A 13367-nucleotide genomic window follows, 5' to 3' on the forward strand; every position below is an offset into this window, starting at 1 on the left:
GCGAACGAACACACAACAGCCAAGGAACCAACGAGGGAACCAACGAGCCAACGATACGGCGCCCCACCCCAACGCAGCAGCCGCGGTCCCCTGACAGGAAACCGCGGCTGACCGACGTAAAGCCAAGCAACTACCGGAACTACTCGCCCTCGCCGTCACCCTTCAGCGCGGCCATCGCCTTACCGGTGACGTCCTCCACCTTGCCCAGCGCCGAGATCGTCACCACAAGGCCCTGGACCTTGTAGTAGTCGATGATCGGCTCGGTCTGGGTGTGGTAGACCTCCAGCCGCTTGCGGACCGTCTCCTCGGAGTCGTCGTCCCGCTGGTACAGCTCGCCGCCGCAGACGTCACAGACGCCCTCGGCCTTCGGCTGCTGGTACGTCACGTGGAAGACGTGCGCCGAGTCGTTACGGCAGATGCGGCGGCCGGCGATGCGCTTGACCACCTCGTCCTCGGGGACCTCCAGGTCGAGCACCGCGTCCAGCTTCATGGACTCGGCCTTGAGCATCTCGTCCAGCGCCTCGGCCTGCGAGACGTTCCGCGGGAAGCCGTCCAGCAGGAAGCCGTTCACCGCGTCGGACTGCTCCATGCGGTCCTTGGCCATGGCGATCGTGACCTCGTCCGGCACCAGGTTGCCCGCGTCCATGTAGGACTTCGCGAGTTTCCCGAGATCCGTCTGCTTGCTGATGTTGGCCCGGAACAGGTCGCCCGTGGAGATGTGCGGGATCGACAGGTTCTTGGCAAGGAACGCGGCCTGCGTTCCCTTCCCGGCACCAGGAGGCCCGACGAGGACGATTCGCATCAGCGGAGGAACCCTTCGTAATTGCGCTGCTGGAGCTGGCTCTCAATCTGCTTCACGGTCTCAAGACCGACACCCACGATGATGAGGATGCTGGTCCCGCCGAACGGGAAGTTCTGGTTTGCCCCGAAACCTACCAACGCCATCGTCGGTACGAGAGCGATCAGACCCAGGTACAGCGAACCCGGCCAGGTGATCCGGTTGAGTACGTAGCTCAGGTACTCAGCAGTCGGCCGACCAGCCCGGATGCCCGGGATGAAGCCACCATACTTCTTCATGTTGTCGGCTACTTCTTCGGGGTTGAAGGAGATGGCCACATAGAAGAACGCGAAGAAAACGATGAGCGTGAAGTAGGTGGCGATGTAAATCGGGTGGTCACCCTTGGTCAGGTTCTGCTCGATCCACGTCTTCCAGCTGGAGTTTCCGCCGGAGAACTGCGCGACCAGCGCGGGAATGTAGAGCAGCGAGGAGGCAAAGATCACAGGGATGATGCCGGCCTGGTTGACCTTGAGCGGAATGTACGTCGACGTGCCGCCGTAGGACCGGCGGCCGATCATGCGCTTCGCGTACTGGACCGGAATGCGGCGCTGAGCCTGCTCGACGAAGACCACCAGCGCGACCATGACGAGACCGACGGCGATGACCGTGCCGAACTCGATCCAGCCGTCCGCCAGGTCGCCCTGGGTCTTGATGGCCCACAGCGCCGACGGGAAGGTGGCGGCGATCGAGATGAACATCAGGATGGACATGCCGTTGCCGATGCCGCGGTCGGTGATGAGCTCACCGAGCCACATGACCATGGCGGTACCGGCGGTCATCGTGATGACCATCGTGATGGTCACGAAGATCGACTGGTCCGGGACGATCTCGCTGGCGACCTGGCAGCCGCTGAAGAGCGCACCGCTGCGCGCGGTGGCGACCAGACCGGTGCCCTGGAGGATCGCGAGAGCCACCGTCAGGTAACGGGTGTACTGCGTGATCTTCGCTGTGCCCGCCTGGCCCTCCTTCTTGAGGGCTTCCAGACGCGGGATCACCACCGTCAGCAGCTGCAGGATGATGCTCGCCGTGATGTACGGCATGATGCCCAGCGCGAAGATCGTGATCTGCAGCAGTGCCCCGCCGCTGAACATGTTGACCAGACCGAACAGGCCCTGGCTTCCGCCCTTCGCGACGTCGATACACGTCTGGACGTTCTGATAGTCGACACCTGGGATCGGGATGTGCGTGCCCACCCGATAGACCACGATGATGCCGAGCGTGAAGAGCAGCTTCTTGCGCAGGTCGGGCGTCTTGAACGCCCGGGCGAACGCGGTGAGCACGGTGCCTCCTGCGACCCCCGCGCTACTGCGTAGAGGTGACGGTTTTGAGGTTCGACGAATACGTTGACAGATAACTAACAGCCGAGAGGGGTCCGGAGTTCCTCATGAACACAGCGGACTCAACTTGACAGTGCTGGCCACCTTACCGGCGACCAAGCTTCCTAGGAACGACCAACCGGGGATACCCCATTTGTGGGGTATCCCCGGTAGGGATCGCTCAAGTCATCGAGACGCCTGTGGTGTTCAGAGCAGCTCGGTGACGGTACCGCCGGCGGCGGTGATCTTCTCCTTGGCGGAGCCGGAGACGGCGTCAACCGTCACCTGCAGCGACACGGAGATCTCGCCCTGGCCGAGGACCTTGACGAGGCTGTTCTTGCGAACGGCACCCTTGGCGACGAGACCCTCGACGGTGACCTCGCCACCCTCCGGGTACAGCGCGCCCAGCTTGTCGAGGTTCACGACCTGGTACTCGGTCTTGAACGGGTTCTTGAAGCCCTTGAGCTTCGGGAGACGCATGTGGAGGGGCATCTGGCCACCCTCGAAGCGCTCCGGAACCTGGTAACGGGCCTTCGTGCCCTTGGTACCACGTCCAGCCGTCTTACCCTTCGACGCCTCACCACGACCCACACGGGTCTTGGCGGTCTTGGCGCCCGGGGCAGGACGGAGGTTGTGGATCTTGAGCGGGTTGTTCTCCGCCATGATCAGTCGACCTCCTCAACCGTCACGAGGTGGCGGACGGTGTGAACCATTCCGCGGAACTCGGGGCGGTCCTCCTTGACGACCACGGTGTTGATCCCCTTGAGACCAAGGGACCGCAGGGTGTCACGGTGGTTCTGCTTGCTGCCGATGTACGACTTCGTCTGCGTGACCTTGAGGCGAGCCATTACGCACCCGCTCCCGCACGCGCACGGAGCAGAGCCGCGGGGGCGACGTCCTCGAGGGGCAGACCACGGCGAGCCGCGATCTCCTCGGGACGCTGCAGGCCCTTGAGGGCCGCCACGGTCGCGTGCACGATGTTGATCGCGTTGGACGAGCCGAGCGACTTCGACAGGATGTCGTGAACGCCGGCGCACTCCAGGACAGCACGCACCGGGCCACCGGCGATAACGCCGGTACCGGGGGAAGCAGGCTTGAGCAGGACGACGCCCGCGGCCTTCTCGCCCGTGATCGGGTGCGGGATGGTGCCCTGGATACGGGGGACCTTGAAGAAGTGCTTCTTGGCCTCTTCAACACCCTTGGCGATCGCGGCCGGCACCTCCTTGGCCTTGCCGTAACCGACACCGACGGTGCCATCGCCATCGCCCACTACGACGAGCGCAGTGAAGCTGAAGCGACGACCACCCTTCACAACCTTGGCGACGCGGTTGATCGCGACAACGCGCTCAACGTACGCGGTCTTCTCGGCGGCAGCAGCGCCGCCGTCACGGCCCTTCCGGTCCCGCCGCTCGCCGCCACCGGCACCGCTTCCGCGGCGCTGGGGTCCAGCCATTGGATTACCTCTCTCTTTTTCCGCTAGCTACGCTGCGCTGCGGCGGTTAAGCCGCGAGCGCGACGGGCGGCTCAGAACTTGAGCCCGGCTTCGCGGGCGGCGTCGGCCAGGGCGGCGATACGCCCGGCGTACCGGCTGCCACCACGGTCGAACACGACGGCCTCGACACCGGCGGCCTTGGCACGCTCGGCGACGAGTGCGCCGACCTTGCCCGCCTGCGCCGACTTGTCTTCGCCCTCGTTACCGCGGATCGAAGCGTCCAGGGTCGACGCCGACGCCAGGGTGTGACCCTGGATGTCGTCGATGACCTGGGCCACGATGTGGCGGTTCGAGCGGGTTACAACCAGGCGGGGACGCTCAGCCGTTCCGTTGACCTTCTTACGGATCCGGATGTGACGCCGCTTGATGGCAGCACGCTTGTAAGCGTCGCCCTTAGCGATCTTCGTACCGTATGCCATGGCTTACTTACCCGCCTTTCCGACCTTGCGGCGGATGACTTCGCCCTCGTACTTGACGCCCTTGGCCTTGTACGGGTCAGGCTTGCGCAGCTTGCGGATGTTGGCCGCAACCTCGCCGACCTTCTGCTTGTCGATTCCCTCGACCGAGAAGTGGGTCGGGTTCTCGACCTTGAACGAGATGCCCTCGGGCGCCTCGACCGTGATCGAGTGGCTGTAGCCGAGCGCGAACTCGAGGTTCGAGCCCTTCGCCGCCACGCGGTAACCGACACCGCTGATCTCGAGCTTCTTCACGTAACCCGTGGTCACGCCGGTGATCATGTTCGCCACCAGCGTGCGGGACAGGCCGTGCAGGGCCTTGTTCTGACGCTCGTCGTTGGGGCGGGTGACGTTGAGAACGCCGTCCTCACCCTTGGCGATGTCGATCGGCGCAGCGACGGTGTGGGAGAGGGAGCCCTTGGGGCCCTTCACCTGGACCGTGCGGCCATCGATGGTGACGTCCACGCCGGCGGGAACCGTGATGGGGAGCTTGCCAATACGTGACATAGCTGTTTCCTCCGTTTCCCTTCTACCAGACGTAGGCGAGGACTTCTCCGCCTACGCCCTTCTTGCCGGCCTGCTTGTCGGTGAGGAGACCGTGCGACGTGGAGATGATCGCCACGCCCAGGCCGCCGAGCACCTTCGGCAGGTTGGTGGACTTCGCGTAAACCCGGAGACCGGGCTTGGAGATCCGCTTGATGCCCGCGATGGAGCGCTCACGGTTCGGACCGAACTTCAGCTCGAGGACGAGCTTCTTGCCGACCTCGGCGTCCTCGACCTTCCAGCCCGTGATGAAGCCCTCCTGCTGGAGGATCTCCGCGATGTGCGACTTGATCTTGCTGTGCGGCATCGCGACGTCGTCGTGGTATGCCGAGTTCGCGTTACGCAGACGAGTCAGCATGTCCGCGATCGGATCAGTCATGGTCATGAATTGGCCTTCGGCCTCTCTCGCCGGGGTTTCCTGGATGCGCCATCCCTCTCCCCACTCACTTCAGTGGCGGGACGGGTGCGGTGCGGGGGACCTACGGCGTAGTAAGTCGTACGGGCGTCAGGCGCCCAACCCTCCTAGCCTAAGCCATGGAGGGGCGGGCACCTGACCAACCCATTTGCTTACCGAGAGCTTCCGGAATCCCGAATTAGGGGATTACCAGGAGCTCTTGGTCACGCCCGGCAGCTCGCCACGGTGAGCCATCTCACGAAGGCACACGCGGCAGAGGCCGAACTTGCGGTACACGGAGTGCGGACGGCCGCAGCGCTGGCAGCGCGTGTAGCCACGTACACCGAACTTGGGCTTACGAGCAGCCTTGGCAATCAGAGCCTTCTTCGCCATCTCGCTTACGCCTCCTTGAAGGGGAAGCCGAGGTGACGGAGGAGCGCGCGGCCCTCAGCGTCGTTGGTCGCCGTGGTCACCACGGTGATGTCCATACCCCGGGTGCGGTCGATCTTGTCCTGGTCGATCTCGTGGAACATGACCTGCTCGGTGAGACCGAAGGTGTAGTTGCCACGGCCGTCGAACTGCTTGGGAGACAGACCACGGAAGTCGCGGATGCGCGGCAGCGCGAGCGACAGGGTGCGGTCCAGGAACTCCCACATGCGGTCGCCACGAAGCGTGACGTGGGCACCGATCGGCTGACCCTCACGCAGCTTGAACTGCGCGATGGACTTGCGGGCCTTGGTGACGGCCGGCTTCTGACCGGTGATCGTGGTGAGGTCGCGGATGGCGCCCTCGATCAGCTTGGAGTCGCGGGCGGCGTCGCCCACACCCATGTTGACCACGATCTTGACGAGGCCGGGGATCTGCATGACGTTCTCGTAGGAGAACTCCTCACGCAGCTTGCCCGCGATGTCCTCGCGGTACTTCGTCTTGAGACGCGGAGTCGTGGTGGTAGTCATCAGATGTCCTCACCCGTCCGCTTGGCAACGCGGATCTTGTTGCCCTCGTCGTCGAAGCGGTAACCGACACGCGTGACAACCTTGTTGCCGTCCTTCTCAACGACCAGCTGGACGTTGGAGACGTGGACGGGCGCCTCGGTCGTGACGATGCCGCCGGCCTGCGAACCGCGAGCGGTCGGACCGGCCTTGGTGTGCTTCTTGACCCGGTTGACACCCTCGACCAGGACGCGGTCCTCGCGGGGGAAGGCCGCGATGACCTTGCCCTGCTTGCCCTTGTCCTTACCGGTGATGACCTGAACCAGGTCGCCCTTCTTGATCTTCATGCTTACAGCACCTCCGGCGCGAGCGAGATGATCTTCATGAACTTCTTCTCGCGCAGCTCCCGGCCCACCGGGCCGAAGATACGGGTGCCACGAGGGTCGCCGTCGTTCTTGAGAACAACGGCGGCGTTCTCGTCGAAGCGGATGTACGAGCCGTCGGGACGGCGGCGTTCCTTGACGGTGCGAACGATGACCGCCTTGATGACGTCACCCTTCTTCACGTTGCCGCCGGGGATCGCGTCCTTGACGGTGGCGACGATGACGTCGCCGATGCCCGCGTAGCGGCGACCGGAGCCACCGAGGACACGGATGCAAAGGATTTCCTTCGCACCAGTGTTGTCGGCGACACGCAGTCGCGACTCCTGCTGGATCACGTCTATCTCCTGATTGTCTGCCGGTTCCCGGCGAGCTCCGCAGGTGTTGTCCTACGGAGCTCACCGAGCCTGGCGGAACTTCCCTGCGAGGATGCCCGCAGGAGGACTTACTTGGCCTTCTCGAGGATCTCGACGATGCGCCAGCGCTTCGTGGCGGACAGCGGACGGGTCTCCATGATGACAACCCGGTCGCCGACGCCGGCAGCGTTCTGCTCGTCGTGAGCCTTGAGCTTGTTCGTACGACGGATGACCTTGCCGTACAGCGCGTGCTTGACGCGGTCCTCGACGGCGACGACGACGGTCTTGTCCATCTTGTCGCTGACGACCAGACCCTCACGGGTCTTGCGGAAACCGCGGCTCGTCTTGGTCTCTTCAGTCACGTTGCTCTCGCTCATCAGGCGCTCTCCACCGTTTCGATGCCCAGCTCGCGCTCACGCATCAGGGTGTAGATCCGCGCGATGTCCTTGCGGACGGCCTTGAGCCGACCGTGGTTCTCGAGCTGACCGGTCGCCGCCTGGAAGCGGAGGTTGAACAGCTCTTCCTTGGCTTCGACGAGCTTCGCGAGAAGCTCCTCGTCACCCAGTTCGCGCAGCTCGGACGCCTTGGTACCGGCCGACATCACGCTTCACCTGCCTCGCGCTTGACGATCCGGCACTTCATCGGCAGCTTGTGGGCTGCGCGAGTGAGGGCCTCACGAGCGATTTTCTCGTTGGGGTATGACAGTTCGAACATGACCCGGCCCGGGTGCACGTTCGCGATCCACCACTCGGGAGAACCCTTACCGGAACCCATGCGGGTCTCGGCAGGCTTCTTCGTCAGGGGGCGGTCCGGGTAGATGTTGATCCAGACCTTGCCGCCACGCTTGATGTGGCGGGTCATCGCGATACGTGCGGCCTCGATCTGACGGTTCGTCACGTACGCCGGCGTGACGGCCTGAATGCCGTACTCGCCGAACGAAACCTGCGTACCGCCCTTGGACATGCCACGACGCTTCGGGTGGTGCTGCTTGCGGTGCTTGACCCTACGGGGGATCAGCATTTCGGTCAGGCCTCCGTTCCGGTGCTTTCAGCAGCCGGAGCGGCAGCCGCCGGAGCCTCGGCCTTGGGGGCCTCGGCAGCGGGAGCCTGCTGCGGCTTGCGGCCGCGGCCGCCACGCTCGCCACCACGGCCACCACCACGGGCCGGACGGTCGCTGCCGCCACCGGCACCGCCGCGGGCCGGGCGGTTACCCGCACGGGCTGCAGCGTTCTCGGCGCGGACCTCGGCGATGTTCTTGACGTCGCCCTTGTAGATCCAGACCTTCACACCGATACGGCCGAAGGTCGTCTTGGCCTCGAAGAAGCCGTAGTCGACGTTCGCACGCAGGGTGTGCAGGGGCACACGGCCCTCGCGGTAGAACTCCGAGCGGGACATCTCGGCGCCGCCGAGACGGCCACCGCACTGGATCTTGATGCCCTTGGCGCCGGCCTTCATCGACGACTGCATGCTCTTACGCATGGCACGCCGGAAGGAGACGCGGGAGGACAGCTGCTCGGCAACAGCCTGAGCGACCAGCTGAGCGTCGAGCTCGGGGTTCTTGACCTCGAGGATGTTGAGCTGGACCTGCTTCTTGGTCAGCTTCTCCAGGTCGCCGCGAATACGGTCGGCCTCGGCGCCGCGGCGGCCGATGACGATGCCCGGACGCGCGGTGTGGATGTCGACGCGGACGCGGTCACGGGTGCGCTCGATCTCAACCTTCGAGATGCCGGCGCGCTCCATGCCGGACGTCATCATCCGACGGATGGCGACGTCTTCACCGACGTAGTCCTTGTACAGCTTGTCGGCGTACCAACGCGACTTGAAGTCGGTGGTGATGCCGAGTCGGAACCCGTGCGGGTTTACCTTCTGGCCCATTACCGGGAACCTTCCTTGCTGCTGACGACCACGGTGATGTGGCTGGTCCGCTTGCGGATCCGGTAGGCGCGGCCCTGGGCACGCGGACGGAACCGCTTCAGGGTCGGACCCTCGTCGACGTACGCCTCAGTGATGACGAGGCTGTCGGCGTCGGTGTGGTCGTAGTTGTGTGCGGCGTTGGCGATGGCGCTGTCAAGCACCTTGCCGACCGGCACGCTCGCGGCCTGCGGGGCGAAACGCAGGACCGCCTGAGCCTCCGTGGCATCCATGCCACGGATAAGGTCCACCACTCGGCGGGCCTTCATGGGCGTGACGCGGATGTACCGCGCCTGGGCCCTGGCTTCCATGGTTGTCCTTCCAGTGTCTGTCATGGTCGATTCCACCCCGCGTTAGCGGCGCTTCGACTTCCGGTCGTCCTTGACGTGACCCCGGAAGGTGCGCGTCGGCGAGAACTCGCCGAGCTTGTGGCCGACCATCGACTCGGTGACAAACACCGGAATGTGGGTCTTGCCGTTGTGCACCGCGATCGTGTGGCCGAGCATGGCCGGGATGATCATCGAGCGACGGGACCAGGTCTTGATGACGTTCTTGGAACCGGCTTCGTTCTGTACGTCCACCTTCTTGATGAGGTGGTCGTCGACGAAGGGCCCCTTCTTGAGACTACGCGGCATCTAAACCCGCTCCTAGCGCTTCTTGTTCGTCTTGCGGCGGCGGACGATGTACTTGTTCGAAGCCTTCTTCGGCGAACGAGTACGACCCTCCTTCTGACCCCACGGCGAGACCGGGTGACGTCCACCGGAGGTCTTGCCTTCACCACCACCGTGCGGGTGGTCAACCGGGTTCATCGCCACACCGCGAACGGTCGGACGGACGCCAAGCCAGCGCTTGCGGCCGGCCTTGCCCCAGTTGATGTTGCTCTGCTCGGCGTTGCCGACCTCGCCGACCGTGGCGCGGCAGCGCTGGTCGACCAGGCGGATCTCACCGGAGGGCATACGAAGGTGGGCCATCGTGCCCTCCTTCGCCAGCAGCTGCACCGAGGCACCGGCGGAGCGGGCGAACTTGGCGCCGCCACCGGGACGGATCTCGATCGCGTGGATCGTGGTACCGACCGGGATGTTGCGGAGCGCCAGGTTGTTGCCCGGCTTGATGTCGGCCCCAGGACCGTTCTCGACGCGGTCACCCTGCGACAGGTTGCGGGGGGCGAGGATGTAGCGCTTCTCGCCGTCCGCGTAGTGCAGCAGCGCGATGCGCGCGGTGCGGTTGGGGTCGTACTCGATGTGCGCGACCTTCGCCGGCACGCCGTCCTTGTCGTGACGACGGAAGTCGATCACGCGGTAGGCGCGCTTGTGTCCGCCACCCTGGTGGCGAACGGTCACACGACCGGAATTGTTACGGCCGCCCTTGCTGTGCAGGGGGCGAACCAGCGACTTCTCCGGCGTGGACCGCGTGACCTCGACGAAGTCGGCGACGCTGGAGCCACGGCGGCCCGGCGTAGTCGGCTTGTACTTGCGGATTCCCATTTCTCAGTCCTCGTCCGATATCGGACGATCCGACCCGCTTACGCGGCCGGACCGCCGAAGATGTCGATACGGTCGCCCTCGGCGAGGGTCACGATCGCGCGCTTGGTGTCAGCTCGCTTACCGAAACCGCTCTTGGTGCGCTTGCGCTTGCCGATGCGGTTGATCGTGTTGACCCCGGTGACCTTGACCGAGAAGACCGCCTGGACGGCCTGCTTGATCTGGGTCTTGTTGCTGCCGGGAGCGACGATGAACGTGTACTTGTTCTCGTCGATGAGCGCGTAGCTCTTCTCCGACACGACCGGCTTCAGCAGGACGTCACGGTGGTCCGTGAACGACTTGCTGATCGGCGTGACGACGGTGTTCTTGCCCTCGGCCTCGTGGCGCTTCGCCTTGGCGACGCGCGCGGCCTTGGCGGCCTTGGCCGCCTTGGAGGCAATGGCGGGGTGACGGATCGCCATCAGACCTCGCTCCCTTCGGTGTCAGTGGCCTTGGGGCCGGACACGAAGGACTCGAAAGCGGCCTGGGTGAAGACCACGTCGTCCGAGACGAGAACGTCGTACGTGTTCAGCTGGCCCGGGTCCAGGATGTGCACCTGGGGCAGGTTGCGGGCGGAAAGCAGCCCGGCCTCGTCGGAGCGCTCGATGACCAGGAGCACGTTCTTGCGCTCGCTGACCTTGTTGAGGAAGCTCTTCGCGGCCTTGGTGGAGGGGGTGTCGCCCTCGATCACGCCGGTGATGACGTGGATTCGAGCGTTGCGGGCCCGGTCGGTGAGGGCGTGGCGCAGGGCCGCGGCCTTCATCTTCTTCGGGGTCCGCTGCGAGTAGTCACGCGGGGTGGGGCCGTGTACGACGCCACCGCCCGCGAACTGCGGCGCACGGGTCGAACCCTGACGGGCGCGGCCGGTGCCCTTCTGACGGTAGGGCTTCCTACCGCCACCACGGACCTCGGCGCGGGTCTTGGTCTTGTGCGTGCCCTGACGGGCAGCGGCCAGCTGTGCGACGACGACCTGGTGAAGCAGCGGGATGCTGATCTTCTCTACGTCGAAGATCTCCGCGGGGAGCTCGACGCTTCCGGCCTTCTCGCCAGCGGGCGAAAGGATGTCAACAGTGCTCATCGGTACCTCAGGCCCCCTTGGCCGCGGTGCGGACCAGGACGAGGCCGCCGTTCGGACCAGGAATCGCGCCCTTGATGAGCAGCAGACCCTTCTCCGCGTCAACGGCGTGGACGGTCAGGTTCTGGGTGGTGACCCGCTCGTTGCCCATGCGGCCCGCCATGCGGACGCCCTTGAACACACGGCCGGGGGTGGCACAGCCACCGATCGAGCCGGGAGAGCGGTGCTTGCGCTGGACACCGTGGCCGGCGCCGAGTCCCTTGAAGTTGTGACGCTTCATGACACCGGCGAAGCCCTTGCCCTTGCTCTTGCCGGTCACGTCCACCTTCACGCCGGCCTCGAAGACCTCGGCAGAGATCTCCTGACCCAGCGTGTACTCGGAGGCGTCCGCGGTGCGGATCTCGACGAGGTGGCGGCGGGGGGTGACGTCGGCCTTGGCGAAGTGACCCTTGAGGGGCTTGTTCACCTTGCGAGGGTCGATCTCGCCGAAGGCGATCTGGACCGACTCGTAGCCGTCGGAGTCATTCGTACGGACCTGGGTCACGACGTTCGGACCGGCCTTGACGACGGTGACGGGAACAACACGGTTGTTCTCGTCCCACACCTGCGTCATGCCGAGCTTCTCGCCCAGGATGCCCTTGATCTGCTTAGCCATTCTCAGATCACCGTCCCCTAGAGCTTGATCTCGATGTCGACACCGGCCGGGAGGTCGAGTCGCATCAGAGAGTCAACGGTCTTGGGCGTGGGGTCGAGAATGTCGATCAGGCGCTTGTGCGTGCGCATCTCGAAGTGCTCGCGAGAGTCCTTGTACTTGTGCGGCGACTTGATGACGCAGTACACGTTCTTCTCAGTGGGCAGCGGCACCGGGCCCGCGACCGACGCACCAGTTCGCGTCACCGTCTCGACGATCTTCTTCGCCGAGGAATCGATGACCTCGTGGTCGTAGGCCTTGAGCCGGATGCGGATCTTCTGTCCCGCCATGGCTACTCAGTAGTCCTTTGTCTAGTGAAACGCTCTGGAACCCTGGGGTTCGCGTCCCGTCCTCCGACCCACGCGGTCGGGTGTGTCGCGCTCCTGCCGCATGGATATCCGTCACGGATTTCCCTACGAGGGACGCGGCCCGCCCGAAAGCAACCGCAGGACCGGGGGCTGGAACACCCACCGGGTGCCTGATCTGCACCCCGCTGACACTTCCCGAAAGATTCCCGTACGTCCGCCCCAGCGCTGCCTTACGGCAGTTGAGGCGACGAGTACTGTGGGACTCGCTTCCGGTCCTCCCGACGGGAGGCGCGCAGCATCGGCGCTCGACCGAGCAACTCCGACAGTCTGCCATACGGGGCAGGGCCTCCGCCAATCGGGCCGGAGACAATACCCGCAGGGTGACGAAGGTCAAACCCGGACGCGGCATGTCCCCCGGTCGGACCCATCAGCCATGATCCCGGTGTGACGCATGACATGCACCTGAACACGGCGGCGGCCCGCCTGCAGTCGCACATACCGGGCTGGCGGGCGGAGGGCATGCAGGTCTCGGACCCCCTGTGGGCAGCGGACGCACACGTGGTGGAGGTAAGGATCGCGTCCCCGTCCTGGCAGATCCCGCTCACCGTCATACAGCTGTACGAGTCCGGCCTGGCCCGTGCCCTGTTCCTCTCGGCGGCCGAGACCATCGAGGAACGTCACCAGGTCTCGTCCCTGGACGAGTGGAGCACGGTGCTGACGGGGGCGGTGGCCCGAGCGGCGCGCGTACGCCATGCCCAGGCCCGCCTGCTGACCAGCACCTGCACGACGGGCTGGCTGGACTGGATCCACGGCAGCCTGTGGCTGCTCCCCGAGGGCCTGCTGCGTATCCGCGGCGACCTCATGCCGACGCTGGCGAACGGTTTCAGCTCCGGCCTGACGGCCGAGGACCCGTACCGGCCCCTCACGTACGACCCGGCGACGATCCTGGCGGCGCACCCCACGAACAAGCTGATCCCGTTCGCGGAAATGGCCACAGCACGCCTGCACGGCGGGTTGACCACCTCCGGCCTGGAGGTGGTCATGACGAACGGCACCCGTCACAAACTCCTGTGGACGAACTGGGACCCGGCCCGCCGACTGCTACGGGAGCGACTGCTACCGCTGCTGGGAACACGGCTCACACACTGACCGGTCAG

24 protein-coding genes are annotated in these 13367 nt (G+C 65.1%); 1 reads left to right on the top strand and 23 read right to left on the bottom strand.

Features of this window, described 5'->3' with window-relative positions; all coding sequences use genetic code 11:
* Nucleotides 1–139: 139 nt before the first annotated feature.
* The 23 genes from OG241_RS21760 to rpsJ all read right to left on the bottom strand — a co-directional run bounded on the left by OG241_RS21760 (nucleotide 140) and on the right by rpsJ (nucleotide 12192).
* Nucleotides 140–802, bottom strand: a complete 663-nt coding sequence (locus tag OG241_RS21760; protein ID WP_405817189.1) for an adenylate kinase — start codon at nucleotides 800–802, stop codon at nucleotides 140–142.
* Nucleotides 802–2118 carry a preprotein translocase subunit SecY gene (secY, locus tag OG241_RS21765; protein ID WP_405817190.1) on the bottom strand — a complete coding sequence of 439 codons (1317 nt, stop codon included), beginning with the start codon at nucleotides 2116–2118 and terminating at the stop codon, nucleotides 802–804. The genes OG241_RS21760 and secY overlap by 1 nt, the downstream gene beginning before the upstream one ends.
* A gap of 243 nt (nucleotides 2119–2361) precedes the next feature.
* Nucleotides 2362–2817, bottom strand: a complete 456-nt coding sequence (gene rplO, locus OG241_RS21770) for a 50S ribosomal protein L15 (RefSeq protein WP_055524710.1) — start codon at nucleotides 2815–2817, stop codon at nucleotides 2362–2364.
* Between the two features lie 2 nt (nucleotides 2818–2819).
* Nucleotides 2820–3002 carry a 50S ribosomal protein L30 gene (rpmD, locus tag OG241_RS21775; RefSeq protein WP_006376032.1) on the bottom strand — a complete coding sequence of 61 codons (183 nt, stop codon included), beginning with the start codon at nucleotides 3000–3002 and terminating at the stop codon, nucleotides 2820–2822.
* Nucleotides 3002–3607: a 30S ribosomal protein S5 gene (rpsE, locus tag OG241_RS21780; protein ID WP_006376045.1), complete on the bottom strand. Its 606-nt coding sequence runs from the start codon at nucleotides 3605–3607 to the stop codon at nucleotides 3002–3004. Before rpsE ends, rpmD begins: the two co-directional genes overlap by 1 nt.
* Nucleotides 3608–3678: 71 nt before the next feature.
* Nucleotides 3679–4065, bottom strand: coding sequence for a 50S ribosomal protein L18 (gene rplR / locus OG241_RS21785; RefSeq protein WP_053746342.1), 387 nt, complete (start codon nucleotides 4063–4065; stop codon nucleotides 3679–3681).
* Between the two features lie 3 nt (nucleotides 4066–4068).
* Nucleotides 4069–4608 (bottom strand): 50S ribosomal protein L6, encoded by a 540-nt coding sequence (gene rplF / locus OG241_RS21790; RefSeq protein WP_405817191.1) that lies wholly within the window; start codon nucleotides 4606–4608, stop codon nucleotides 4069–4071.
* 22 nt (nucleotides 4609–4630) lie between these two features.
* On the bottom strand, nucleotides 4631–5029 hold the full coding sequence (rpsH, locus tag OG241_RS21795; protein ID WP_006376041.1) for a 30S ribosomal protein S8: 399 nt from the start codon (nucleotides 5027–5029) through the stop codon (nucleotides 4631–4633).
* 216 nt (nucleotides 5030–5245) lie between these two features.
* Nucleotides 5246–5431 carry a type Z 30S ribosomal protein S14 gene (locus tag OG241_RS21800; RefSeq protein ID WP_003948630.1) on the bottom strand — a complete coding sequence of 62 codons (186 nt, stop codon included), beginning with the start codon at nucleotides 5429–5431 and terminating at the stop codon, nucleotides 5246–5248.
* A gap of 5 nt (nucleotides 5432–5436) precedes the next feature.
* Nucleotides 5437–5994, bottom strand: coding sequence for a 50S ribosomal protein L5 (gene rplE / locus OG241_RS21805; RefSeq protein WP_006376054.1), 558 nt, complete (start codon nucleotides 5992–5994; stop codon nucleotides 5437–5439).
* Nucleotides 5994–6317, bottom strand: a complete 324-nt coding sequence (gene rplX / locus OG241_RS21810; RefSeq protein WP_052839850.1) for a 50S ribosomal protein L24 — start codon at nucleotides 6315–6317, stop codon at nucleotides 5994–5996. Before rplX ends, rplE begins: the two co-directional genes overlap by 1 nt.
* Nucleotides 6318–6319: 2 nt before the next feature.
* Nucleotides 6320–6688: a 50S ribosomal protein L14 gene (gene rplN / locus OG241_RS21815; protein WP_006376015.1), complete on the bottom strand. Its 369-nt coding sequence runs from the start codon at nucleotides 6686–6688 to the stop codon at nucleotides 6320–6322.
* Nucleotides 6689–6795: 107 nt separating this feature from the next.
* Nucleotides 6796–7083 (bottom strand): 30S ribosomal protein S17, encoded by a 288-nt coding sequence (gene rpsQ / locus OG241_RS21820; protein ID WP_307539704.1) that lies wholly within the window; start codon nucleotides 7081–7083, stop codon nucleotides 6796–6798.
* Nucleotides 7083–7307 (bottom strand): 50S ribosomal protein L29, encoded by a 225-nt coding sequence (gene rpmC / locus OG241_RS21825; protein WP_043676824.1) that lies wholly within the window; start codon nucleotides 7305–7307, stop codon nucleotides 7083–7085. The genes rpsQ and rpmC overlap by 1 nt, the downstream gene beginning before the upstream one ends.
* Entirely contained in the window at nucleotides 7307–7726 is a 420-nt protein-coding gene (rplP, locus tag OG241_RS21830; RefSeq protein ID WP_319090397.1) for a 50S ribosomal protein L16, read from the bottom strand. The genes rpmC and rplP overlap by 1 nt, the downstream gene beginning before the upstream one ends.
* A gap of 5 nt (nucleotides 7727–7731) precedes the next feature.
* Nucleotides 7732–8580: a 30S ribosomal protein S3 gene (gene rpsC, locus OG241_RS21835; RefSeq protein ID WP_006376010.1), complete on the bottom strand. Its 849-nt coding sequence runs from the start codon at nucleotides 8578–8580 to the stop codon at nucleotides 7732–7734.
* Entirely contained in the window at nucleotides 8580–8927 is a 348-nt protein-coding gene (rplV, locus tag OG241_RS21840; RefSeq protein ID WP_006376023.1) for a 50S ribosomal protein L22, read from the bottom strand. The genes rpsC and rplV overlap by 1 nt, the downstream gene beginning before the upstream one ends.
* A gap of 42 nt (nucleotides 8928–8969) precedes the next feature.
* The gene (gene rpsS / locus OG241_RS21845; RefSeq protein WP_006376029.1) at nucleotides 8970–9251 is read right to left on the bottom strand and encodes a 30S ribosomal protein S19; all 282 of its coding nucleotides are present in this window, start codon (nucleotides 9249–9251) and stop codon (nucleotides 8970–8972) included.
* A 12-nt stretch (nucleotides 9252–9263) separates the two neighbouring features.
* Nucleotides 9264–10100: a 50S ribosomal protein L2 gene (gene rplB / locus OG241_RS21850; protein ID WP_006376052.1), complete on the bottom strand. Its 837-nt coding sequence runs from the start codon at nucleotides 10098–10100 to the stop codon at nucleotides 9264–9266.
* 38 nt (nucleotides 10101–10138) lie between these two features.
* A complete protein-coding gene (gene rplW / locus OG241_RS21855; protein WP_189147781.1) occupies nucleotides 10139–10558 on the bottom strand; it encodes a 50S ribosomal protein L23 in 420 nt (139 codons plus the stop codon).
* Entirely contained in the window at nucleotides 10558–11214 is a 657-nt protein-coding gene (rplD, locus tag OG241_RS21860) for a 50S ribosomal protein L4 (RefSeq protein WP_405817192.1), read from the bottom strand. The genes rplW and rplD overlap by 1 nt, the downstream gene beginning before the upstream one ends.
* Nucleotides 11215–11221: 7 nt before the next feature.
* Entirely contained in the window at nucleotides 11222–11866 is a 645-nt protein-coding gene (gene rplC, locus OG241_RS21865; protein WP_319090400.1) for a 50S ribosomal protein L3, read from the bottom strand.
* Nucleotides 11867–11883: 17 nt separating this feature from the next.
* Nucleotides 11884–12192, bottom strand: a complete 309-nt coding sequence (rpsJ, locus tag OG241_RS21870) for a 30S ribosomal protein S10 (RefSeq protein ID WP_003948644.1) — start codon at nucleotides 12190–12192, stop codon at nucleotides 11884–11886.
* 462 nt (nucleotides 12193–12654) lie between these two features.
* On the opposite strand from rpsJ, the gene OG241_RS21875 reads away from it, so the two are divergent.
* Nucleotides 12655–13359 carry a hypothetical protein gene (locus OG241_RS21875; RefSeq protein WP_405817193.1) on the top strand — a complete coding sequence of 235 codons (705 nt, stop codon included), beginning with the start codon at nucleotides 12655–12657 and terminating at the stop codon, nucleotides 13357–13359.
* The last annotated feature ends 8 nt before the right edge of the window (nucleotides 13360–13367 follow it).

The sequence above is a fragment of the Streptomyces sp. NBC_01390 genome (assembly GCF_045040105.1).
GTDB lineage: Bacteria > Actinomycetota > Actinomycetes > Streptomycetales > Streptomycetaceae > Streptomyces.

Bases quoted from the DNA above. Each gene is read 5' to 3' on its own strand.
- rplV (WP_006376023.1), bottom strand. From the start codon at position 8,927: ATGGAAGCCAGGGCCCAGGCGCGGTACATCCGCGTCACGCCCATGAAG.
- rplE (WP_006376054.1), bottom strand. From the start codon at position 5,994: ATGACTACCACCACGACTCCGCGTCTCAAGACGAAGTACCGCGAGGAC.
- rplF (WP_405817191.1), bottom strand. From the start codon at position 4,608: ATGTCACGTATTGGCAAGCTCCCCATCACGGTTCCCGCCGGCGTGGAC.
- rplB (WP_006376052.1), bottom strand. From the start codon at position 10,100: ATGGGAATCCGCAAGTACAAGCCGACTACGCCGGGCCGCCGTGGCTCC.
- rpsJ (WP_003948644.1), bottom strand. From the start codon at position 12,192: ATGGCGGGACAGAAGATCCGCATCCGGCTCAAGGCCTACGACCACGAG.
- rpsE (WP_006376045.1), bottom strand. From the start codon at position 3,607: ATGGCTGGACCCCAGCGCCGCGGAAGCGGTGCCGGTGGCGGCGAGCGG.
- rpsQ (WP_307539704.1), bottom strand. From the start codon at position 7,083: ATGAGCGAGAGCAACGTGACTGAAGAGACCAAGACGAGCCGCGGTTTC.
- rplD (WP_405817192.1), bottom strand. From the start codon at position 11,214: ATGAGCACTGTTGACATCCTTTCGCCCGCTGGCGAGAAGGCCGGAAGC.
- rplC (WP_319090400.1), bottom strand. From the start codon at position 11,866: ATGGCTAAGCAGATCAAGGGCATCCTGGGCGAGAAGCTCGGCATGACG.
- OG241_RS21800 (WP_003948630.1), bottom strand. From the start codon at position 5,431: ATGGCGAAGAAGGCTCTGATTGCCAAGGCTGCTCGTAAGCCCAAGTTC.
- rplR (WP_053746342.1), bottom strand. From the start codon at position 4,065: ATGGCATACGGTACGAAGATCGCTAAGGGCGACGCTTACAAGCGTGCT.
- rpmC (WP_043676824.1), bottom strand. From the start codon at position 7,307: ATGTCGGCCGGTACCAAGGCGTCCGAGCTGCGCGAACTGGGTGACGAG.
- rplX (WP_052839850.1), bottom strand. From the start codon at position 6,317: ATGAAGATCAAGAAGGGCGACCTGGTTCAGGTCATCACCGGTAAGGAC.
- rplP (WP_319090397.1), bottom strand. From the start codon at position 7,726: ATGCTGATCCCCCGTAGGGTCAAGCACCGCAAGCAGCACCACCCGAAG.
- rpsC (WP_006376010.1), bottom strand. From the start codon at position 8,580: ATGGGCCAGAAGGTAAACCCGCACGGGTTCCGACTCGGCATCACCACC.
- rpsH (WP_006376041.1), bottom strand. From the start codon at position 5,029: ATGACCATGACTGATCCGATCGCGGACATGCTGACTCGTCTGCGTAAC.
- rpsS (WP_006376029.1), bottom strand. From the start codon at position 9,251: ATGCCGCGTAGTCTCAAGAAGGGGCCCTTCGTCGACGACCACCTCATC.
- rpmD (WP_006376032.1), bottom strand. From the start codon at position 3,002: ATGGCTCGCCTCAAGGTCACGCAGACGAAGTCGTACATCGGCAGCAAG.
- rplW (WP_189147781.1), bottom strand. From the start codon at position 10,558: ATGGCGATCCGTCACCCCGCCATTGCCTCCAAGGCGGCCAAGGCCGCC.
- OG241_RS21760 (WP_405817189.1), bottom strand. From the start codon at position 802: ATGCGAATCGTCCTCGTCGGGCCTCCTGGTGCCGGGAAGGGAACGCAG.
- rplO (WP_055524710.1), bottom strand. From the start codon at position 2,817: ATGGCGGAGAACAACCCGCTCAAGATCCACAACCTCCGTCCTGCCCCG.